Consider the following 19,103-nt stretch of genomic DNA (forward strand, 5'->3'; position numbering starts at 1 on the left):
CTCCTGGACACCTGCTTTGCGCCATAGGAGGAAACCTTCCGCAGCACCGCGGCTGGGGCGAGGGTATTGCGGGCCTGTGGGGCCAGCCGTTGGCCTGATGCCTAAACGGCCAGCTCGGCGGAAGCGAAGGATACGGCGAAACGCGCGCACCAGATACTGACTGAGCTGTAATCCGCCAGATTCGCCGCGGGCGGGATCGGATAGTTCTGGTCGCCCTTGTTGGCTTTGAGCGCACCCAGATCGAGATAGGCACCATCGTCAAAGACTTGCCAGCCGGCCGCACCTTCGATCACGGGGGCGTCGCTGAGCCAAACCCGAAGATCCGGGCCGTCGGACGTATCGAGGCCTTCGAGCCTCAGAATCCGGCTGCCGTCGGCGAGTTCGAGGATTTTCACGGTTCCGGAGCTGGCATGTTCATGGCTGATGAGTTCGCCGGCCACCAGCACACGCGGTGCGGTGGCGGAGGGTGCATTTGTTGGCTGCGCCGCTTGGGTGGCGGATTGGCTGGGCGCCGCAGCGACTGGAACGTCCTCAGTCACGGTGGAACTCGTGAAAATCCGCCACGGCTGGAACAGATACAGCCCGACGGCGACCGCGATGGCGGCGAGGATAAGCACGGCCGACACGACAGGGCGTCTTTTCATGCCCCTCCAACGTCCGGGCCGGCAACGAGGTTCCGGTCACGTTCCAAACGCGTCACCCCATGACAACGGAGCTCAGGAACGCCGCCGCCGGGACCGGTGAGGCGGTCGACGTCGTCCATGAAGGCCGGCCGGCCCCGCAGGCTCAAGGGAGAGCCCACCAGGACAAGCGCCGCGACGCGCTCCGGATGCGTGGCGGCCAGCTGCTGTGCCACATAGCCGCCGCTGGAGGAGCCGGGGACGGCGGCCCTGGGCACGTCGAGGGCATCGAGAATGGCGGCGGCGTCCCCGGCCTGTTCGGCCAGCGAATAGCCGCCAGCCGGTTTGTCGGCGTCGTCCTGGCCCCGGAGGTCAGGCGCGTAGACCCGGAAACCGGTCAGCCGGGGCACAAGGCGGTCGAAGCTGCGGCGGGATTCGCCCCAGGCGTGCAGCAGCAGCAACGGCCGCGCGTCCGGGCGTCCATGGACAAGGCACGGCACCGTGATGCCAGTAGTGAGGCGCAGGTTCCTGACCTCGGAGTCCATAGGCCCAGGGTACGCTCACCGCCCGGCTGTGCCGCCCGCTGCGGGGAGGATAGTTTGGGGGCATGACGGCAAACTACCGGTACGACGTCGAGATCCTGCACCTGCTCGTCTCGCCCGCCCATGCGTACTTCGGGCGCGCCCGCGACGGTGCGGCCGAGGTGCCCACGACGGACGCGGACCGGGTGGACGTGGTGGCCGGCAAGGGCCTCGCGGGCGACCGGTTCTTCGGCAAGGCCGCGCACATGGACGCCGCGGTCACTCTGCTCGCCGTCGAGGCGCTTGAGGCGATGGCCGCGGAGCTGGGCGCCGGGCCGTTCGACCCGCTTCTGGCCCGCCGCAACGTGGTCCTCCGGGGCGCCCAGCTGGCTCCGCTGCTGGGTGGCGACTTCGCCCTCGAATCGGGCGGCGGTCAAGTCCGCTTCCGGGCCGGACGTCCCGCGCACCCGTGCGCGTGGATGGACCGGATGCTTGCGCCGGGGGCGCACGCCGCCATGCGCGGGCGGGGCGGCGTGCGCTGCCAGCCGCTCTCCGACGGCGTCCTGCACCGGGGGCCGGCAGTACTGGTCAGCCCCGTGCCCCTGGAGCCCGCGCTCGCCGGTACGCCCAGCCTGCTGCGGCCGTCCCGCCTGCCGTAGCGGCTGCAGCAGGCGGACCTGACCGCTCCCATTCTGTTCACCGCCGTCAGCGGGGCCTTGGCGTGGGCAGGCCTGGTTGACAGCGGCGCCAGCCCTGTCTGCGCCCTGGCGCCGTCGGCACTCCTGTGATGAGACTCACGCGTATTTTTCGCCATCTGGCTTGAGCCGCCCGCGCCACGCTGTGCACTATGGAAATGCACGGCAGGGACACAATGTCTCCACCGCGCAGCCCCGATAAACCCGCTGGCGCGGCGCGCCACGGCACATCAGGGGCACCCATCCTGGTGGACGCAATGAGGCCAAACCGGTGAGCTCGCAGAGCTGCCAAGGTCTCAGGCGTTCCCGGTTTGGCCCTCGGCGGCTCCGCATCGGTGCGGCAGCCGGACCTCCGGATCTAGAAATGGAAGCACTGAACAATGACGTTTGAATCTCCCAACTCCGTTACCCACAAGCTCTGGGACCGCGCCACCATGCACCACGAGCTGGACGCCCTGATCCACGACCTGTCGGAACGCCACAACACCGCCAAGAGCAACATCGCCGTCCACGCGAGCGGCCCGAACACCTTTACGCTCAGCCTGAACCAGTAGGCTCTGGGCCCAGCCAGCCACAAAACGCCGGAGGACGACGGCGGGAGTCAACTCCCGCCGTCGTCCTCCTTTGTGTTAAAGACCCGGACTGAACGGCGTTCCCACACTTCCGCGCGCCGCGCGTGGGTAGGTAGACTGGTCTACCTACCCACCGCCGACACGTCAGGGCCCGTCATGACACCGCACCAGGATGCACCCGCAAACCCGCGCAGGAGGCCCGCCCGCGAGGCGCTGCTCGCCGCGGCGTCACGGCGCTTCTATGCCGACGGCCTGGCGGGAACAGGTATCGACTCCATCACCGCCGAGGCGGGTGTGGCCAAGAAGAGCCTCTACAACAACTTTTCGTCGAAGTCCGATCTGGTGACCGCGTACCTGCACGCCCGGCACCAGGAGTGGCTGGAACTGTACCGGGCACGTGAGGAGGGTGCTGCCACCGCCGCAGACCGCGTCCTGGCCGTCTTCGACGCCTACGCAGACCACGCCGGCTTCGCCTACGACCGCGGCTTCCGCGGGTGCGGCCTCTTGAATGCCGCGGCCGAGCTCCCCGCCGGCGATCCCGGACGGGCGGTAGTCCGGCGGCATAAGGAAGAGGTGGAAACACTGCTGGCCGGCCATGTGGCCGAGCTTCTGCCGCACTCCCCCGAGCGGGCGGGCTCCTTGGCCCGGCACCTGGCGTTTCTCCTGGAGGGTTCCATGGCCCGGGCCGGCCTGGAGGGTGACGACGGCTGCCTCCGGGAGGCCCGCCGGATCGCCGCCGCGCTGATCGGCAACCTGTGAGACCGGCGGGTTTCCAGGGCGCCGCGTGGGGCGCGGTGTTCGTCCTCGCGGCATCCGTCCTGTGGGGCACCACCGGCACTGCAGCCACCTTCGCCCCGGACGTGAGCCCCCTCGCGATCGGAGCAGTGGCGATGGGCTTCGGCGGGCTGCTGCAGGCCGCAATCGCCACCCGGCCCCTGGCCGCCCATCGGTCGTCCCTGCTGGGCCGGTGGCGCATGGTGGGACTGGGGGCGGCGTCCGTTGCGCTGTATCCGCTGGCCTTCTACTCCTCCATGCAACTGGCCGGCGTGGCGGTGGGGACCGTGGTCTCCATCGGTTCGGCACCCCTCGCGTCGGCCGTGATCGAACGCGTCGCGGACAAGCGGCCGTTTACGGGCCGATGGGCGGCCGGGGCGGCCCTCGGCGTCACCGGCGCCGCGCTGTTGTGCATCGCCGACGCCGGCCACGCCGGCGCCGCGGCTCGCGGCGAATGGTCCACGCCGGCGGGCGTTGCCCTGGGCCTGCTGGCCGGACTGAGCTACGCCGTCTACTCGTGGGCCGCGCACCGCCTGATCAACGAAGGGCTGCCGTCGCGGGCCGTGATGGGCGCCGTCTTCGGAACCGGCGGGCTGCTGCTCATGCCGGTGCTTGCGGCCACCGGCGCACCCCTCGTCGGGTCCTGGCAGAACTTCGCAGTGGGTGCGTACATGGCGCTCGTGCCGATGTTCGCCGGCTATGTGCTGTTCGGCTGGGGCCTGGCCCGGGTGCGCGCCAGCACGGCCACCACCCTGTCCCTCGCGGAGACCGTGGTGGCGGCCATCCTCGCAGTGCTGGTGGTGGGCGAACGCCTTCCCCTTCTCGGCTGGGCCGGCGCCGCCCTGATCGCCGGCAGCCTGTTCGTCCTGACGCTGCCGGCCCGGGCGCCAGGGAGGCGCCTGGGCACGTCCGAGGATCCTGCCGGCCAGCGGGAAGCAGCAGTTACGCCGCGGTGCGGCTAAGGCCCGGCAGCGTCACAGGGTCGCTTCTTCTTCTTCCGCGATCCGGGTCAGGCGAAGTTCGTCATCCACCGCACGGGACGGCCAATGGCCCGTCGACAGCGCCATGACGCGGCCCGGATCAGCTCCCGGGAACAGCCTGCCAAGCCGCCCGGCCGCCTGCAGCAGGGCGATCAGCGCCGTGGTCCTGGCATCGGGGGCGTTGCTGGCAGCTTTGGCGTCGGGAGCCTTGGGACCCGGCGCCGCGTCGCCCGGTTTGTCCGTGTCGGGCGTCGGTGCGTCGGACGCAGTGGCGTCGGTTGCCGCCGTTTCGGGCGCCGCGTCGACGCCGGTCGCGCTCTCCGGCGTCTCCACTTTCGGCTCCGTCGGCCCTGGCGTTGCCGCAGCCGACGTCGATCCGTTGAGTGCCGCTTCGATCTTTTGCAGGAGCGCTGCCTCCGGGCCGTGGTTCTTCTCCGGATACCGCGTGGACCTGAACAGGCCGAGGTGCTTTTCCCCGACATGTTCCACGATCCCCAGGGACACCATTCCCTCGTAGATGCGTTGCACTTCAGCGCGGCCTTCCAGGATGGAGACCCACTGCTTGGGGGTGTGCGGCCGGGATTTGCCCCGGATGAGTTCCAGCTCGCGCTGGTAGTCCGTCGCGGGGGTGGAGCCGGTCGCTTTGACGTGTTTCCCCTGCAGTTCGATCGCGCCGAGCAGGTCCAGTTCGGCCAGTACCGCCCCTGCCACAGCGCTCCTGAGCGCGAACACGGGCACTTCAGGTTTGCCGTCCTTGTCGCTTGTTGCCAAAAGGAGGAAAGCCTGGGGAAGGCTCAGCTCCGCTGTCTGGGGTGATTCAGCATCCATAGCTTCATGGTGGACCCGTTGCACCGCCACCACAACGGGGATGTGGCCGCACCGTGAATGCGGCCGGCCGGATCTTATGTGGAGGCATCCGCCGGAACTAATGCGATCGGGTCCGAAAGCAGTGTCGTGAGTATCTATTACTTGGGTGGGTGGCACGTCTCTACTTGGGTCTTCATAAAGGCCTACCTGCGAACCACGCATCATCCGGAAATGGTTTACGCGGACACTAATTTCGGGAAAAAATTTCGTTGAGTTTCACCGATTTTGTCCTGATACTGGTCAGGTACGCCGACGGGTTGTCAAGGTCTTGGTTCTCGGGGTACGCCGCAGCCAAATCAGAGGGTGCCACGGCGGTTGCGGGTTCAGGACGGGCGGACTTTCGGGCCTCGTCCGGCCGGGCGCCCAGGGGGAATATCGCGGATTCCATGGCAGTTCTTTCTTCGCCAAGAAAGAATGCAGAAAATTCCAAGAACGGAAGAATACCTTTTCACTGCCGACGAAAGTGACCAGCAGCACCCACTCAGCAGAATAACCATGGAAACGGCGATCAACGCGTGAAGGAAACGGCGATTAATATGAAACGTACCGTCCGCTGGCTCAGCCAGACCTTGGTAATGGCACTGGTAGTGACCGCAAGCGTCCTGGGAGTCACCAGCTCCGCAACGGCTGCTTCGGACTATGGATATGCCGGCAACAGCTTTAGCGGGGTGAGCAACCCGCCGACGTCGGACAAACCGCAGAGCAAACTCTGGTGGCACGACGGTTCCTGGTGGGCGGATATGTGGACCACCGGCACGGGCTGGCAGATCTACCGGCTGGATGTTCCCACGAAGAAGTGGGTGAGCACCGGCATCACGAACGACACTCGGGCCAGTACCCTCGCGGACACGCTGTGGGACGGCACGCATCTTTACATTGCGTCCCACGTCACAGCGGTCTCCGGTGACACCACCCCGGTGCCGTCGGTTTCGGGCCAGCAGGCCAGGCTTTACCGGTACAGCTACTCCGGCGGGACGTTCCGGCTGGACAGCGGCTTTCCGACGACCATCATGAACAACAGCAGCGAGTCGATGACCATCGACCAGGACAGCACCGGCGCCATGTGGGCCACCTGGACACAGGTCGCCGGCAACGCCACGGACGGTTACACCAACACCGTCTACGTCAACCGCTCCGCGGCCGGTGGAACCGGCTGGAATACGCCGTTCGTGCTTCCCGTGACCAACCCGAACCTCGCCCCGGACGACATCTCGGCAGTGGTGGCCTACGGCGGCAACAAGATCGGGATCATGTGGAGTGACCAGCTGACAAGTTCTGTCAGGTGGGCCACCCGCACGGACGGGACCAATGCCACGGCCGCATCGTCGTGGAAGGTGCAGGACGCCGTCAAGGGCAACGGGCTCGCCGACGACCACATCAACGTCAAGACGCTCCAGTCGGACAATGCCGGCCGGGTCTTCGCCGCCATCAAGACAGGACTCAACGACCTCCCCGGCAACCAGAACCAGGCAGAGATCATGCTGTTGGTGTTCCGGCCCGGCACGGGGAATTTCACCACCTCCACGATCGCTAAAGTGTCTGACTGCGTTTCCCGCCCGCAAATCGTCCTGGACACCGAGAACAACGAGATCCATGCCTTCCACACGGGGCCCAGCAGCGACGTCAGCGGCTGCGCGTTCTCCGGCACCCCGGGCGCGATCTACGAAAAGACCGCGTCCATGGACAACCCCGTCTTCCCTGAGGGCCGGGGCACGCCGATCATCCAGGACGGCGCGTCCGCGAACGTGAACGACGTGACCACCAGCAAGCAGAGCGTGAACAACACCACCGGTCTGGTGGTGCTGGCCAGCAACAATGTCACCAAGCGCTACTGGTTCTCCTACCGCACCCTCGGCGGCGATCCGCCCGCCCCCGGCGAATCAATGCGGCTGAACGACTTCAACGGTGACGGCAACACGGACGTGATCGCCCGTGACGGGTCCGGCCAGCTGTGGCTGTACCCGGGCACGGGGACAGGTGACTGGTTCACCCGGATCAACCTCGGCGGCGGCTGGAACGTGATGACCTCGATTGTCAGCGCCGGTGATTTCAACGGCGACGGCGACGCGGACGTGATCGCCCGGGACACCAATGGGCAGCTGTGGCTCTACCGGGGCACCGGCTCCGGTGACTGGCTGCAGCGCCAAAGCCTCGGCGGCGGCTGGAACGTCATGACCTCCATCGTCGCCCCGGGTGACTTCAACGGCGATGACCGGCCGGACCTGATCGCCCGGGACAGCAGCGGACGGCTCTGGCTATACCCGAACAACGGTGCCGGTGACTGGTTCACCCGCGTCGACCTGGGCGCCGGGTGGAACATCATGAGTTCCATCGTGGCCCCGGGCGACTTCGACGCCGACGGCAACGTGGACCTGATCGCCCGCGACTCCAGCGGCGAGCTGTGGCACTACCCGGGCAACGGCCAGAACGAATGGTTCACCCGGGAGAGCCTGGGCAGCGGCTGGAACACGCTGAACGCCATCACCGCTCCGGGCGACATGAACGGCGACGACCGCCCGGATGTCATCGCCCGGGACACCACCGGAGAGCTCTGGCTCTACCCGAACAACGGTGCCGGTGACTGGTTCAAGCGGATCGACCTGGGCGGAGGCTGGAGCCAGATGACCGCAATCCTGTAACGGCAGGCTCTTCCCTGTAGGGAGCGCTGAACAGGTCCACACCAAGGAAGGTCCCCCGCATTCCAAATGGGAAGCGGGGGACCTTTCCAGTGGGCGGCCGGTCAAGTTGGTGGCGCAGGATCCGGCCGCTGGATCACCGAATGTCAGCGGACGACGGCGGGAGGCCCCGCCGTCGTCCGCTTGCGTTGGGTGCCGCCCGGCGTGCCTGCGGCTGGCAAGGCAGCGGGCTGCCGTCAGGCGCTGATCTGGACCACCACAATCTGCACGGCGCAGGGCCGCGGGCTGAGGTGCTGCCGGACAGCGCCGGCCGCGGCCCGGACCACCGACGGCGCGGGACGGGTTGCGTCCACACCGATCCGGGCCTTCACCGTGAGGCCGGCGTCGGAGTCTTCGAGCGCCACCAGGGCCGGCCGCTCCCCCGTCATGGCGGAGACCGCCGCCCCGGCAATGCTCTGCCACAGCGGCTGGGCCGGATAAAGTGCCGTCACGCCGTCGACCGCCCGGATGACCTCCTGCAGGTCGGCCGCCAGCTGCTCGCGGGACTCCGCACCGGCGGCCACGGCAGCGGCCCCGGCCTCGCCGGGTACTGAAGGCTGGGTCATGGCTTCTCCTCTGGGGTCGGGGGGTGCTCCGCCTGTGCGGCGCCGGAGGCGGGCCGGGGGCCCGCGGGCTCCAGGACATCGGTGATGGTGACGTCAATGGCCGTGATGTTCAGTTCCGTGTGCCGCGCCAGCGCATCAGCCAGCTGCCACCGCAGCGCGGCGGCGCGGTCCTCCATCGGGTGCCCGTACACGACGGCGAGTTCGACGCTGACGGTGACCGGCGCGCCGGGCTCCGTCACGTCCCCGTAGAGGCGGCACTTGCCCGCGGCGGTGCCGGGCAGTCCGTCCGCGATGGACCGGATCAGCGCGGAGACGGACCCTTCCGTTTCGGAGAGGACATCCGCGGGGTCATCGGCGCGGACCGGAATGCTCCGGCCCGGCCGGAGCTCGAGGCGCAGGTTGCCCAGGATGGCCTGCATCCAGTCGTCGGTGCCACTGCCGGCCTCGGTGATGTCGGCGTCGAGCAGGTCGTGGCCGAGGGCGGAGAGCCGGCGCAGTGAGGCCAGGCCGGCCTGGCATTCAGGGCACTGCGCCAGGTGCTCGGGATGGCGGGTTATTCCGGTGTCCAGGTATTCGCTCAGGTCCTCAAGGCTGTGCCCGCAGCCGAGGGTGTCGTCGGATGTGCTCATCGCCATGCCTCCATTTCGCGCGCCAGGGTGATCCGCGCCCGTGCCAGCCGTCCGCGGACGCTTGCGGTGCTGATGTTCAGGGTCCGCGCAATGTCCTCATAGCTCTGGTCGTTGAATTCCTTCAGCACCCAGCATCGCCGCTGCTCCTCGGGAAGGGCAGCCAGCGCGGCTTTCAGGGCCTCCACGCGGGAGCCGCTAACGGCGGCGGACTCGGGATCCGCGCTGCCTTGCCGTCCTGTGCCGACCTCCACCGAGTCTTCCACCTCGGTGACGTCGGCGTGCAGCCGGCGCCTACGGAGGTGGTCGATGCTGCGGGTTCCGGTGATGCGCAGCAGCCAGCCTTTCACCGCCGCCGGGTCCCGGAGGGTATCGAGCTGCCGCCACGCCTGCATCAGCGATTCCTGCACCACGTCGTCGGCGTCGGCGAGCGAGCCGGTAAGCCGGCGGGCGCTGGCCCGCATCAGGGGCCCGTGGCGCCGGGCCAGGGCCTCGAAAGCCGCGGTGTCGCCGTCGGCCGCGCGTCCGGCCAGCAGCGCATCCGGAACCAGATCCAGCTGGTGCGGCGCCGGGGGTGAACCAGTCACGTGTCAGTCACTTTCATCGCGGGGGTGAAGGGGTCCGATGGGGCCGGGCCGCGGCCGGGCCGGTTCCGCCGAGGGCGGCCCGGCCCGGGTACGCGGCGCGCAGGCCCTAGTCCTTGCGGAAGCCGTCCTTCAGCTTCCGGGCGGCGTCTTTGACGTTTTCGCCGACGCCGGCAGCCGCGTCCTTGACCGACTCCGCAGCTTCCTGCAGCTTGGCCTGGGCCTGGTCACGCTGACCCTCGCGCTCAAGCCGGTCGTTGCCGGTCACTTTGCCAGCCCCCTCCTTGGCCGCGCCGAGGTGGTTGATGACCGTGTTGTTGACCTTGTCGTCGATTCCCATAATCTCGTTTCCTCTTCTGTGGTTTGTGCTCTTGGAACTACTGTTGCCGGTGGCCTACCGGGCGCGGCTCGGTTCCGCCACGGCGGATTTAGCTCCGCCGGTGATTCGCACCAGCACCGGAACCGGATGGCCCAGGAGGGCGTCGATGCCGCGGACCAGTTCCTCGGCCGTGTCGGCCAGCTCGCGCGGGGATGTGCCCTTGCGAGCCTGCAGCCGCAGCCGCAGACCGGTGCCGCGCCGGCTTTCCCAGGCCGAGACCGCGGAGCCGAGCACCAGGCGGTTGTTCTCCAGCGCCTGGCTGACGGCTGCCCCGATGAGTCCGGCGTCCACCACGGTGGCGCCCTGGTCCCCGTCGGATTCCCGGGCAAGCCGGGGTGTCCGGCCGCCGCCCTGGGAGGCGATCCAGGCGATGCACAGGCCGGCAGCCAGGAGCAGCCCGGCGACGCCGGCAACTGCCCACCAGCTGCGGGCCGGCCCGGGAAGGGGAGCCGCGGCAAGGGCGTTCCGGAATTGGCCCGAGAGGTTGTTCCCCGTCTCCGCCCACGCGGCCGCCACGCCCGGCACCAGTCCGGCGGCGGCAACGGCGGCGCCGGCCGCCAGCAGCGCCAGCCCTGCCAGGGCCAGCAGGATGCGGTTGAGTGCCCTGTTGGTGTTGCTCACTGTGCCAGCGCTCCTTCCCTCATGACCTGCACCGTTGGTGAGACGCGGCGGTCCAGCTGGTAGGCGAGGAGTTCCCCGTCAACGGCTGCCTGCACCGCCTCCCGGTCCACGGGCAGGCCCGACGTCGGGCGCACCCGGACCCGGACGGACCGGCCGGAGACCGTGGTGGTCACCTGCCCGGGGCTGAGCCCGGCGGCGAGACCCGCCCGCCGCGACACCGCGGCGGCGATGACCTCGTCATCAACCACCACGGCGCTGCGGTCGCTGCGCAGGGCGCGCCGGGACCGGCGGCCGCCCGCCAGGGCCGCCCCCAGCAGGAGCAGACCCAGGAGGGCCAGGCCCGCACCGGCGGCGACCATCCCGGCGGGGATGGTGTTGGCCGGCAGGCCGGTCAGCCAGCGCACCAGCTGGCCGGGGCTGGCGAGCGCCGGGTCTTCCCCGAGCAGCGCCAGAACGGATTCGAGGGCCAGCCAGAGGAACACAGCGGCAAGGACCATAGCGGTCAGCGCGGACGCGGCGGCGCGGGACGAGTGGGTTTCCCGGCGGACCAGCCGCCGGATGGATCGCTCCTGCTTCATGCCACCTTCCTTTCCTGATAGCCGGGTGCCGCCGGTGCCGGCTTCGACCCGCTGAGCCGGATGTCCACCCGGCCGATCGACCTGCCGGTGAGCTCCTGGCCGATGGCCGTGATGGCTGCCCGCGCGGTCCGCGACCGGTCGAAGAGGCTGCCCTGGCCGGCATCCTGCCGGGTGCCCAGCAGGTCCGGAAGCGCCAGCCGGACTGTGACGGCGGCGGCCAGCCGGCCGGCGTCGTCCTCCAGGTCCGCTGTGACGCTCCGCAGCGGAACACCAAAGGCGTGCGCGGTGATGGCCTCGATGGTGTGCCGCAAGGCCGTCCGCGTGATGCGGGTGTGGCCGGGCCGGGTCATGAGGAGGAGCGCTTGCCGCGCAGGGCGTCCAACACTCCGGCGAGGTCCAGCCGGCCTTCGGCCGCCCGGCCAAGCACAGCACCGACGCCCATAAACAGGCCCGTCAGCAGCAGGCCCCAGAACCCGAAGGCCAGCGCCGCCAGAGCGAGGACCGCTCCGGCGGCCATGCCGGTTACCGCGGGGCTCATGCGACCCTCGGCTCGCGCTCGGCGTCGTCGGTGTCGTCGTCATCGGAGGGGACGTGGATGTCGGTGATGGTGATGTTGACCTCGGTGACTTCCATGCCCACGAGGTCCTCGACGGCGGTGTACACCGCGTCGCGGGCGTTGTCCGCGACCTGCTGGAGCGGGTGCGGGTACTCGACCACGAGGGTCACGTCCACGGCCACCTGGGTCTGGCCGACCTCGACGCTGACGCCCTGGGTGAGGTCCTTCTGGCCGACCTTTTCGCGCAGGTTGCCGAGAGCGCGGGCGGCTCCGCCGCCGAGGGCGTGGACGCCGTCAATCTCCTGGATGGCGATGCCGGCGATCTTGGCCACGACGCCGTCGACCACTGTGGTGGCGCCGCGGCCGTCCTTGCCGGCGGGCTGCGCGGGCTTCGCCATTGCCGTAGTTGCGGACTTGGCGTCGGTCTTGGCCTGAACGTCTGCGGGGGTGTGCGTCTGGGTGGTCATGGCATTCTCTCCTGTTCGTAGGGGGGAGGCGCCGTGAAGCGCCGTCATAAGTAGGACGGCGCCCGGCCTGCAATCCTCACGGTCGAATCAACGTGAGCTGGGTCACGCGCGATCAGGCGTATACAGAAATACCCCCCGGGGTATAAAGTGAAAGGCATCACGGTGCTGATCCGGCGCCGCGGGCGCTCGATTTCCAGAGAGGCGATGTAGCCATGTCTATTCACCACGAGATCCTCATCATCGGAGGCGGCAATGCGGGCCTTAGCGTTGCCGCGCGGCTCCGCCGGGCCGGCCGCACCGACATCGGCCTGATCGAGCCCAGCGAACAGCACTATTACCAGCCGCTGTGGACCCTGGTGGGCGGCGGCTCCGCCAGCCAGTCGGAAACGGTCCGGCCGCAGGCCTCCGTGATGCCCCAGGGTGTGGCCTGGATCAAGGACGCTGCCACGGACATCGATCCCGAGCGCCGCAGCGTTGCGCTGGCCTCCGGAGGCTCCGTCACGTACGACTATCTGGTGGTGGCCCCCGGCATCCAGCTGGACTGGGACAAAATCCCGGGCATGGCCGAAGCCATGGACTCCCCCGCCGCATCAAGCAATTACCGCTTCGACCTGGCGCCGAAAACCTGGGACATGATCCGGAACCTGAAGTCAGGAACGGCCATTTTCACGCAGCCTTCGGGGCCGATCAAGTGCGCTGGCGCGCCGCAGAAGATCGCGTACCTGGCGGCCGATTACTGGCAGAAGCAAGGGGTACTGGAGAACATCCGCGTTGTGATGGTCCTGCCCACCCCTGGCATGTTCGGGGTCAAGGTCTTCGCCGAGGAGCTGGAGCGGGTGGTGGCCAAGTACGGCATCGAGGTCCGCTTCAACAGCGAAATGACGTCCGTGGACCCCGCTGCCGGCGTGGCGGTCATCCGGGACAACGCGGCCGGAGCCGAGGAACGGCTGCATTACGACCTTCTCCATGTGGTGCCGCCGCAGTCCGCGCCGGACTGGCTCAAGCGCACCAGGCTCGCTGATCCGGCCAACCCGGCAGGCTATGTGGACGTGGATAAGAACACCCTGCAGCACAAGCGCTACCCGGAAATTTTTGCCCTGGGCGACGCGGGCTCCACCCCCAACTCCAAGACCGGAGCGGCGATCCGCAAACAGGCCCCGGTGCTGGTAAAGAACCTGCTGGCCGCCATCGAAGGCGCCGCCCCGTCCACCCAGTACGGCGGGTACGCCTCCTGTCCGCTGACCACGGCGCGGGGGAAGATGCTGCTGGCCGAGTTCGACTACAGCCTCCAGCCTGCCCCCAGCATCCCATTCATCGACACCACCAAAGAACGCAGCGACATGTGGCTCCTCAAGCGTTATGGGCTCCCGTTCATGTATTGGAACCTGATCCTCAAAGGCAGGGCCTAAGGGCGGCCGGAGGGTGCTATATTCTGGTGCCATCAGGCCTTGGCAGGGGGTAGCCGGGGAAGCAGCACGTCGAATGGCCCCTTGAATGACATCTCAGAGCAAGCATCCCGGTTCCATGGCGGCAGGAGTTCCCCAGGAAGAGTTTCTCAACTGCCCTACGGGGCTGGTTGAGTACTACTTCGCCGACGGTGAATTCCGGTGGTCGGACGGACTGTACCGCATGTACGGGTTTGAACCGGGCCAAATTGTCCCCTCCATGGAGATGGTGCTGCCGCACGTCGAGCCGGAGGACCGGGCCAAGGTCCAGGCCTACTGGGATCGGGTGGCTGCGGCCGGCGGCCCGTCGTCCATCTACGTCTCCATCCGGGACCGCAGGGACCACCAGCACAAGCTGCTGTTTTCTGCGGACTACATCCTCGACGGCACCACGCCCATCGGCGTCTGGGGTGTGGTGGTGGACCTGACGCAATCCATCCACGCCGACCGCCATCAGCTCGCAACCGAGGCGGTCGCCGCATCAGCCCTTAACCGGGCGGCCATCGAGCAGGCCAAGGGGATCCTTATGGGACGGACCGGGGTGGACGCCGACCAGGCCTACGAGCTCATGAGCCAACTGAGCCAGGACACCAACCGCAAGGTCCACGCCATCGCCCACGAAATCATCGAGCGCGCCACGACCGCAGCCCGGGACCCGAAGAGCCGTGCCCAGCCCCAGCTGTAGCGGCAGGACATGCGGGTGCAGGGGACGGCCGCGTCGTTGATTATTAGTCAGCATGCTTACTATAGGGATTCGACCTCTCTGTAAAGAAACGAGCATCGCATGACTCCGGCTCCTGCCACGCGTTCCCTTCCGTACCCGCTGGGCGTCACGCTGCGCGAAGGCGGCGCCAACGTCGCCCTCTACTCGCAGACCGCCGACGCGGTGGAATTCTGCACCTTCGACAGCGAGGGCAATGAGACCCGCACGCCACTCCCGGAACGCACCGGGCACGTCTTCCACGGCGTGGTGCCCGGCGTCGAGGTCGGCACCCGTTACGGGATCCGTGTCGACGGCGCCTGGGACCCTGAGTCCGGGCTCCGGCACAATGTGAACAAGCTGCTGCTGGACCCGCACGCCACTGCCGTGGAGGGCGGGTATGACTGGGGCCAGGCGGTGTTCTCCCATGACCTGAACGACCCCTCCGCGTTCGACGCCACGGACTCGGCCGCCTCGACGCCCCGCTGCGTGGTCACGGACCCGTCCTTCGACTGGGACGCCGGCTCCCCCGACGTCGCACCCCGCACCCCGCTGGCGGAAACCGTTGTCTACGAGGTCCACGTCAAGGGGTTCACCCAGCAGCACCCGGACGTCCCCGAGGACATCCGCGGCACCTATGCCGGCATGGCGCACCCGGCCGCCATCAAGCACCTCACGGATCTTGGCGTGACCGCCGTCGAACTTCTACCGGTGCACCAGTTCGTCCAGGACAGCCACCTGGAGGAAAAAGGCCTGCGCAATTACTGGGGCTACAACAGCATCGGCTTCTTCGCCCCGCACGGCGACTACAGCTCCGCGGGCGACGGCGGCGGCCAGGTCGCCGAGTTCAAAGCCATGGTCAAGGCGCTGCACGCGGCCGGGCTTGAGGTCATCCTCGACGTCGTCTACAACCACACGGCCGAGGGGAACCACATGGGCCCCACCCTGTCCTTCAAGGGCATCGACAACGCCGCCTACTACCGGCTGGTGGAAGGCGAGGAGTCGGCGTACTTCGACACGACGGGCACGGGCAACAGCCTCAACGTCGGCCACCCCGCGGCTCTTGGACTGATCATGGATTCCCTGCGGTACTGGGTCACGGAAATGCACGTCGACGGCTTCCGTTTCGACCTGGCCACCACCCTGACCAGGCAGGACGGCGACGCCGAACTCCACAGCGCCTTCCTCACCCTCATCCAGCAGGACCCGGTGCTGGCGCCGGTCAAGATGATCGCGGAGCCCTGGGACACCGCCGGCTACCAGGTGGGCGGCTTCCCCGCCGACTGGTCCGAATGGAACGGCAAGTGCCGCGACGATTCCCGCGATTTCTGGCACGGCGGCGAGAACGTCCTCGGCGACTTCGCCCAGCGCTTCCTCGGCAGCCCGGACGTCTACGAGGGCAGCCGCCGCGCCCCGGTCTCCAGCGTCAACTTCATCACCGCACATGACGGCTTCACCCTGGCGGATCTGACGGCCTACGACGAAAAGCACAACGAGGCCAACGGCGAGGACAACAACGACGGCGAAAGCGACAACCGTTCGGCCAACCACGGCATCGAGGGTCCCACCGATGATCCCGGCGTCAACGACCTCCGCGGCCGCCAGCGCAGGAACTTCCTCACCACGCTGCTGCTGTCCGCCGGCGTGCCCATGATCCTCGGCGGCGATGAGATGGGCCGCAGCCAGGGCGGCAACAACAACGCCTACTGCCAGGACGATGAGATCTCCTGGTTCGACTGGAACAAGACCGACGGCGGACTGCTGGACTTCACAAAGGACCTGATCGCGCTCCGGCGGGACAACCCGGCGCTGCGCCCGGACTGGTTCCGCCACGCCCCGGAGGCCGGCAGCGCGGACTCCGTCCGGGTCCTCCGGGCGGACGCTGAGGGGTTCGCCGAGGACGACTGGGCGGCAGACCACCGGGCCATCACGTTCGTGCTCGAGCACGACGGCGCCGATGCCTTCGCCGTGCTGTTCAACGCCGCCGAGAACGGCGTGGAGTTCACCGTTCCGCCGGCGCCGCGGCAGGACTGGGAGCTGGCCCTCTCCACCGACCCGGAGCAGCAGGTGGCTGCTCAGGCGGAGAGGCTGATTGTCTGCGACCGCTCGGTCACCGTGCTCCGGTCCCGCGCCTGAAGGTAGTTCTGCCGGATGACCGGACGGTAGTCGGCAGCGGGCGCAGCGTCGAGGGGCACGTCCCAGTCCGGGCGGCGCCCGCTGCAGGCCCACGCCGCCTGGACCGCAGCGCCCCGGGCCACATACTCCCCCGGGCTGGGAACCATGACCGGCAGGTCGAAGACCTGCGCCGCGATGGCCTGGACCGCAGGGTTCTGCACCGCGCCGCCGATCAGGAGCAGCCGCGTCGCGGGGCCGCCCTGCGCGCGCAGGGCCTCCAGACCGCCGGACAACCCGCAGAGCATGCCCTCGATGGCGGCGCGGGCCAGGTTGCTCCGGGTGCTGGAGGCGATGCTGAGTCCATGGAGGCTGGCCTTGGCATGCGGGAGGTTGGGCGTGCGCTCACCCTCGAAGTAGGGCACCAGCACAACGCCCCCGGCGCCGGGTTCCGCTTCCAGGGCCAGCCGCGACAATTCGTCGAGGTCCACGCCGAGGAGGCCGGCCACGGAACTGAGCACCCGCGCGGCATTGAGCGTTACGGCGATGGGCAGGAACGCTCCGCTGGCGTCCGCGAAGCCTGCCACCGTTCCTCCGGGATCGGCGGCGGCCTCCGGCGCCACGGAGAACACCGTCCCGCTGGTGCCCACGGACACCACCACGTCTCCCGGCTGCGCCCCCAGCCCCAGCGCAGCGGCCGCGTTGTCGCCCGCGCCGGCACCGAGCAGGATGCCCGCTCCGGCCCCGGCGGTGCCAGGCAGCTCCGCCTGGGAACCGAAGCAGCCGGGGTGGATCTCTCCGGCGGCATCGCCCGGACCAAGAACGCGGGGTAGGACCACGGCTCCTGACTCCCGCGGCACGGCGTGACCCGCGCTGCCGCCGCTGGCCTCGCGGGCATCCCGGCCCAGGGCCAGTGTGAAGAGCTCAAGATCGTACCCGCCGGCGGAGGGGCTCCAGTAGCCTGTTCCGCTGGCGTCCGAGCGGTCCGTGGTGAGCTGTTCCAGGTCCGGGCCCAGGGGGCTGGAGCCTGCCGGGCCGTAGCCGCGGAGCCGCCAGGTCAGCCAATCATGGGGCAGCGCAACGGCCGCCACCTTGCCCACCAGGTCCGGCTCGTGGTCCCGGACCCAGCGGACCTTGGTGATGGTGAAGGAGGCCACGGGGACCAGGCCTGTCCTGCGGGCGAAGTCCTCCGCCCCCACCTCGTTGGTGAGTGCCTCCGCGGCTGCCGCCGAGCGGGTGTCGTTCCACAGCAGCGCAGGCCGCAGGACGTTGCCGGCATGGTCCAGCAGCACCATGCCGTGCTGCTGGCCTCCCACCGAGAGCGCGCAAACGTCCGCCAGCCCGCCGGCGTCGTCGAACGCTTCACGCAGCGCCCGCCACCAGTGGTCCGGGTGGACTTCCGTTCCGTCCGGGTGGGCGGCGCGGCCTTCGCGGACCAGCGTGCCGCTGCCGGCATCCAGGATCACCACCTTGCAGCTTTGGGTGGAGGAGTCGACGCCGGCAACGAGGTTCATGCGGGCAGCCGCCACGGGATCAGCGGGCGCCGAGCAGGTGCTCAATGAAGAGCTGCTGCAGCTTCACGAAGCCGAAGCCCTTGCCGCCGAAGTAGGCGTCTGCGTCGAAGTCCTCGTAGGACGCGCGGTCGGCGCGGAGCTGTTCGTACCCTTCACCGGGGTTGAGGGTGGGCTCGTTGATTTCCGCGACGCGCGAGGCCTGCAGTGCGGCCTGGACCTCGGGGTCGGCCCGGAAGGCCTTGGCGCGTTCCTTGAGCAACAGGTAGGTCTGCATGTTGGCCGCTGCGGAGTCCCAGACGCCGTTGATGTCCTCGGTGCGGCTGGGCTTGTAATCGAAGTGGCGCGGACCGTCGTAGGCCGGCCCGCCGTCGGGTCCGCCGTTTTCCAGCAGGTCCACCAGGGAAAAGGCGTTCTGCAGGTCCCCGTGCCCGAACACCAGGTCCTGGTCGAACTTGATGCTGCGCTGGCCGTTGAGGTCGATGTGGAAAAGCTTGCCCTGGTAGAGCGCCTGGGCAATGCCGTGGGTGAAGTTCAGCCCGGCCATCTGCTCGTGGCCCGTTTCGGGGTTGATGCCCACCAGCTCGGGGCGCTCCAGCGTTTCGATGAAGGCCAGGGCGTGGCCCAGGGTGGGAAGCAGGATGTCGCCGCGGGGTTCGTTGGGCTTGGGCTCGATGGCGAAGCGGATGTTGTAGCCCTTGTCCGTGACGTAGTCGCCCAGCAGGTTGACCGCCTCACGGTAGCGCTCCAGAGCGCCGCGGATGTCCTTGGTGGCATCGTATTCGCTGCCTTCACGCCCGCCCCACATCACGAACGTTTCGGCACCGAGTTCCGCCGCGAGGTCGATGTTGTCCAGCACTTTGCGGAGTGCGAAGCGCCGGACGCCGCGGTCGTTGCTGGTGAAGCCGCCGTCCTTGAAGACGGGGTGGCTGAACAGGTTGGTGGTGACCATGGGGACCACCATGCCGGTGGCCTTCAGCGCGCCGGTCAGCCGGTCGATTTCGCGCTGCCGGTCGGCAGCGGAGCACCCAAACGGAAAGAGGTCGTTGTCGTGAAAGGTGATGCCGTAGGCGCCCAGGTCGCTGAGGCGGTTGATGGCCTCAACCGTGTCCAGGGGCGGCCGCGTCGCGGAGCCGAACTGGTCCTGGGCTTCCCAGCCCACGGTCCAGAGGCCAAAGGAAAACTTGTCTTCGCGGGTGGGTTGAATCGCCATTGAATTCTCCGAAAGGTCGGTGCGGATGCAGGGGTGCGACG

At 68.5% G+C, this 19,103-nt stretch carries 23 protein-coding genes; 8 read left to right on the forward strand and 15 right to left on the reverse strand.

The annotated features are described in order from the left end of the window. Positions 1–101: 101 nt before the first annotated feature. On the reverse strand, positions 102–644 hold the full coding sequence (locus ACTWQD_RS14575; RefSeq protein WP_443196837.1) for a DM13 domain-containing protein: 543 nt from the start codon (positions 642–644) through the stop codon (positions 102–104). Then, positions 641–1,165, reverse strand: coding sequence for an alpha/beta fold hydrolase (locus tag ACTWQD_RS14580; protein ID WP_443196838.1), 525 nt, complete (start codon positions 1,163–1,165; stop codon positions 641–643). Before ACTWQD_RS14580 ends, ACTWQD_RS14575 begins: the two co-directional genes overlap by 4 nt. 62 nt (positions 1,166–1,227) lie before the next feature. On the opposite strand from ACTWQD_RS14580, the gene ACTWQD_RS14585 reads away from it, so the two are divergent. The 4 genes from ACTWQD_RS14585 (at position 1,228) to ACTWQD_RS14600 (ending at position 4,144) form a co-directional block, all read left to right on the forward strand. Further along, positions 1,228–1,800: an MOSC domain-containing protein gene (locus ACTWQD_RS14585; protein WP_443196839.1), complete on the forward strand. Its 573-nt coding sequence runs from the start codon at positions 1,228–1,230 to the stop codon at positions 1,798–1,800. A gap of 416 nt (positions 1,801–2,216) precedes the next feature. Then, on the forward strand, positions 2,217–2,390 hold the full coding sequence (locus tag ACTWQD_RS14590; RefSeq protein ID WP_197410654.1) for a hypothetical protein: 174 nt from the start codon (positions 2,217–2,219) through the stop codon (positions 2,388–2,390). A gap of 174 nt (positions 2,391–2,564) precedes the next feature. After that, complete coding sequence (locus ACTWQD_RS14595) at positions 2,565–3,167, forward strand: TetR/AcrR family transcriptional regulator (protein WP_443196840.1); 603 nt, start codon at positions 2,565–2,567, stop codon at positions 3,165–3,167. Continuing rightward, complete coding sequence (locus tag ACTWQD_RS14600; protein ID WP_443196841.1) at positions 3,164–4,144, forward strand: DMT family transporter; 981 nt, start codon at positions 3,164–3,166, stop codon at positions 4,142–4,144. Before ACTWQD_RS14595 ends, ACTWQD_RS14600 begins: the two co-directional genes overlap by 4 nt. 12 nt (positions 4,145–4,156) lie before the next feature. Here ACTWQD_RS14600 and ACTWQD_RS14605 read toward each other — a convergent pair whose 3' ends face one another. Both ACTWQD_RS14605 and ACTWQD_RS14610 read right to left on the reverse strand, forming a co-directional pair. Further along, positions 4,157–4,990, reverse strand: a complete 834-nt coding sequence (locus tag ACTWQD_RS14605; RefSeq protein ID WP_443196842.1) for a GOLPH3/VPS74 family protein — start codon at positions 4,988–4,990, stop codon at positions 4,157–4,159. A 226-nt stretch (positions 4,991–5,216) separates the two neighbouring features. Next, a complete protein-coding gene (locus ACTWQD_RS14610) occupies positions 5,217–5,459 on the reverse strand; it encodes a hypothetical protein (protein ID WP_443196843.1) in 243 nt (80 codons plus the stop codon). 106 nt (positions 5,460–5,565) lie between these two features. On the opposite strand from ACTWQD_RS14610, the gene ACTWQD_RS14615 reads away from it, so the two are divergent. Further along, positions 5,566–7,668: an FG-GAP-like repeat-containing protein gene (locus tag ACTWQD_RS14615; protein ID WP_443196844.1), complete on the forward strand. Its 2,103-nt coding sequence runs from the start codon at positions 5,566–5,568 to the stop codon at positions 7,666–7,668. Between the two features lie 233 nt (positions 7,669–7,901). Here ACTWQD_RS14615 and ACTWQD_RS14620 read toward each other — a convergent pair whose 3' ends face one another. From ACTWQD_RS14620 to ACTWQD_RS14660, 9 genes are all read right to left on the reverse strand, one after another. After that, entirely contained in the window at positions 7,902–8,270 is a 369-nt protein-coding gene (locus ACTWQD_RS14620) for a hypothetical protein (protein ID WP_443196845.1), read from the reverse strand. Then, positions 8,267–8,899, reverse strand: coding sequence for an Asp23/Gls24 family envelope stress response protein (locus ACTWQD_RS14625; RefSeq protein WP_443196846.1), 633 nt, complete (start codon positions 8,897–8,899; stop codon positions 8,267–8,269). The genes ACTWQD_RS14620 and ACTWQD_RS14625 overlap by 4 nt, the downstream gene beginning before the upstream one ends. Further along, positions 8,896–9,483, reverse strand: coding sequence for an RNA polymerase sigma factor (locus ACTWQD_RS14630; RefSeq protein ID WP_443196847.1), 588 nt, complete (start codon positions 9,481–9,483; stop codon positions 8,896–8,898). The genes ACTWQD_RS14625 and ACTWQD_RS14630 overlap by 4 nt, the downstream gene beginning before the upstream one ends. A gap of 106 nt (positions 9,484–9,589) precedes the next feature. Continuing rightward, positions 9,590–9,820, reverse strand: coding sequence for a CsbD family protein (locus ACTWQD_RS14635; RefSeq protein WP_443196849.1), 231 nt, complete (start codon positions 9,818–9,820; stop codon positions 9,590–9,592). 54 nt (positions 9,821–9,874) lie between these two features. Then, positions 9,875–10,480 carry a hypothetical protein gene (locus ACTWQD_RS14640; protein WP_443196850.1) on the reverse strand — a complete coding sequence of 202 codons (606 nt, stop codon included), beginning with the start codon at positions 10,478–10,480 and terminating at the stop codon, positions 9,875–9,877. Then, positions 10,477–11,058: a DUF6286 domain-containing protein gene (locus ACTWQD_RS14645; RefSeq protein ID WP_443196851.1), complete on the reverse strand. Its 582-nt coding sequence runs from the start codon at positions 11,056–11,058 to the stop codon at positions 10,477–10,479. Before ACTWQD_RS14645 ends, ACTWQD_RS14640 begins: the two co-directional genes overlap by 4 nt. Next, positions 11,055–11,408 (reverse strand): hypothetical protein, encoded by a 354-nt coding sequence (locus ACTWQD_RS14650; RefSeq protein ID WP_443196852.1) that lies wholly within the window; start codon positions 11,406–11,408, stop codon positions 11,055–11,057. The genes ACTWQD_RS14645 and ACTWQD_RS14650 overlap by 4 nt, the downstream gene beginning before the upstream one ends. Further along, on the reverse strand, positions 11,405–11,596 hold the full coding sequence (locus tag ACTWQD_RS14655; protein WP_443196853.1) for a DUF2273 domain-containing protein: 192 nt from the start codon (positions 11,594–11,596) through the stop codon (positions 11,405–11,407). Before ACTWQD_RS14655 ends, ACTWQD_RS14650 begins: the two co-directional genes overlap by 4 nt. Next, complete coding sequence (locus ACTWQD_RS14660; RefSeq protein WP_443196854.1) at positions 11,593–12,081, reverse strand: Asp23/Gls24 family envelope stress response protein; 489 nt, start codon at positions 12,079–12,081, stop codon at positions 11,593–11,595. Before ACTWQD_RS14660 ends, ACTWQD_RS14655 begins: the two co-directional genes overlap by 4 nt. A gap of 212 nt (positions 12,082–12,293) precedes the next feature. Here ACTWQD_RS14660 and ACTWQD_RS14665 point away from each other — a divergent pair, with 212 nt between their 5' ends. The 3 genes from ACTWQD_RS14665 (at position 12,294) to glgX (ending at position 16,362) form a co-directional block, all read left to right on the forward strand. Then, a complete protein-coding gene (locus ACTWQD_RS14665; protein WP_443196855.1) occupies positions 12,294–13,490 on the forward strand; it encodes an NAD(P)/FAD-dependent oxidoreductase in 1,197 nt (398 codons plus the stop codon). Positions 13,491–13,575: 85 nt separating this feature from the next. Further along, on the forward strand, positions 13,576–14,211 hold the full coding sequence (locus ACTWQD_RS14670; RefSeq protein ID WP_443196856.1) for an ANTAR domain-containing protein: 636 nt from the start codon (positions 13,576–13,578) through the stop codon (positions 14,209–14,211). 99 nt (positions 14,212–14,310) lie between these two features. Beyond that, positions 14,311–16,362, forward strand: coding sequence for a glycogen debranching protein GlgX (gene glgX / locus ACTWQD_RS14675; RefSeq protein ID WP_443196857.1), 2,052 nt, complete (start codon positions 14,311–14,313; stop codon positions 16,360–16,362). Here the strand turns inward: glgX and ACTWQD_RS14680 are convergent. Next, on the reverse strand, positions 16,302–17,852 hold the full coding sequence (locus ACTWQD_RS14680; RefSeq protein WP_443196858.1) for a xylulokinase: 1,551 nt from the start codon (positions 17,850–17,852) through the stop codon (positions 16,302–16,304). The two genes, glgX and ACTWQD_RS14680, sit on opposite strands and share 61 nt — an antisense overlap. A gap of 19 nt (positions 17,853–17,871) precedes the next feature. Beyond that, a complete protein-coding gene (gene xylA, locus ACTWQD_RS14685; protein WP_443196859.1) occupies positions 17,872–19,062 on the reverse strand; it encodes a xylose isomerase in 1,191 nt (396 codons plus the stop codon). Positions 19,063–19,103: the final 41 nt, after the last annotated feature.

The sequence above is a fragment of the Pseudarthrobacter sp. 1C304 genome, assembly GCF_052245515.1.
In the GTDB taxonomy this organism is placed as follows: domain Bacteria; phylum Actinomycetota; class Actinomycetes; order Actinomycetales; family Micrococcaceae; genus Arthrobacter.

What these genes read in the sequence shown, in the direction of transcription:
- ACTWQD_RS14575 (WP_443196837.1), bottom strand. Translation starts at nt 644, where the DNA reads ATGAAAAGACGCCCTGTCGTGTCGGCCGTGCTTATCCTCGCCGCCATC.
- ACTWQD_RS14580 (WP_443196838.1), bottom strand. Translation starts at nt 1,165, where the DNA reads ATGGACTCCGAGGTCAGGAACCTGCGCCTCACTACTGGCATCACGGTG.
- ACTWQD_RS14585 (WP_443196839.1), top strand. Translation starts at nt 1,228, where the DNA reads ATGACGGCAAACTACCGGTACGACGTCGAGATCCTGCACCTGCTCGTC.
- ACTWQD_RS14590 (WP_197410654.1), top strand. Translation starts at nt 2,217, where the DNA reads ATGACGTTTGAATCTCCCAACTCCGTTACCCACAAGCTCTGGGACCGC.
- ACTWQD_RS14595 (WP_443196840.1), top strand. Translation starts at nt 2,565, where the DNA reads ATGACACCGCACCAGGATGCACCCGCAAACCCGCGCAGGAGGCCCGCC.
- ACTWQD_RS14605 (WP_443196842.1), bottom strand. Translation starts at nt 4,990, where the DNA reads ATGGATGCTGAATCACCCCAGACAGCGGAGCTGAGCCTTCCCCAGGCT.
- ACTWQD_RS14615 (WP_443196844.1), top strand. Translation starts at nt 5,566, where the DNA reads ATGAAACGTACCGTCCGCTGGCTCAGCCAGACCTTGGTAATGGCACTG.
- ACTWQD_RS14620 (WP_443196845.1), bottom strand. Translation starts at nt 8,270, where the DNA reads ATGACCCAGCCTTCAGTACCCGGCGAGGCCGGGGCCGCTGCCGTGGCC.
- ACTWQD_RS14625 (WP_443196846.1), bottom strand. Translation starts at nt 8,899, where the DNA reads ATGAGCACATCCGACGACACCCTCGGCTGCGGGCACAGCCTTGAGGAC.
- ACTWQD_RS14635 (WP_443196849.1), bottom strand. Translation starts at nt 9,820, where the DNA reads ATGGGAATCGACGACAAGGTCAACAACACGGTCATCAACCACCTCGGC.
- ACTWQD_RS14645 (WP_443196851.1), bottom strand. Translation starts at nt 11,058, where the DNA reads ATGAAGCAGGAGCGATCCATCCGGCGGCTGGTCCGCCGGGAAACCCAC.
- ACTWQD_RS14650 (WP_443196852.1), bottom strand. Translation starts at nt 11,408, where the DNA reads ATGACCCGGCCCGGCCACACCCGCATCACGCGGACGGCCTTGCGGCAC.
- ACTWQD_RS14655 (WP_443196853.1), bottom strand. Translation starts at nt 11,596, where the DNA reads ATGAGCCCCGCGGTAACCGGCATGGCCGCCGGAGCGGTCCTCGCTCTG.
- ACTWQD_RS14660 (WP_443196854.1), bottom strand. Translation starts at nt 12,081, where the DNA reads ATGACCACCCAGACGCACACCCCCGCAGACGTTCAGGCCAAGACCGAC.
- ACTWQD_RS14665 (WP_443196855.1), top strand. Translation starts at nt 12,294, where the DNA reads ATGTCTATTCACCACGAGATCCTCATCATCGGAGGCGGCAATGCGGGC.
- ACTWQD_RS14670 (WP_443196856.1), top strand. Translation starts at nt 13,576, where the DNA reads ATGACATCTCAGAGCAAGCATCCCGGTTCCATGGCGGCAGGAGTTCCC.
- glgX (WP_443196857.1), top strand. Translation starts at nt 14,311, where the DNA reads ATGACTCCGGCTCCTGCCACGCGTTCCCTTCCGTACCCGCTGGGCGTC.
- ACTWQD_RS14680 (WP_443196858.1), bottom strand. Translation starts at nt 17,852, where the DNA reads ATGAACCTCGTTGCCGGCGTCGACTCCTCCACCCAAAGCTGCAAGGTG.
- xylA (WP_443196859.1), bottom strand. Translation starts at nt 19,062, where the DNA reads ATGGCGATTCAACCCACCCGCGAAGACAAGTTTTCCTTTGGCCTCTGG.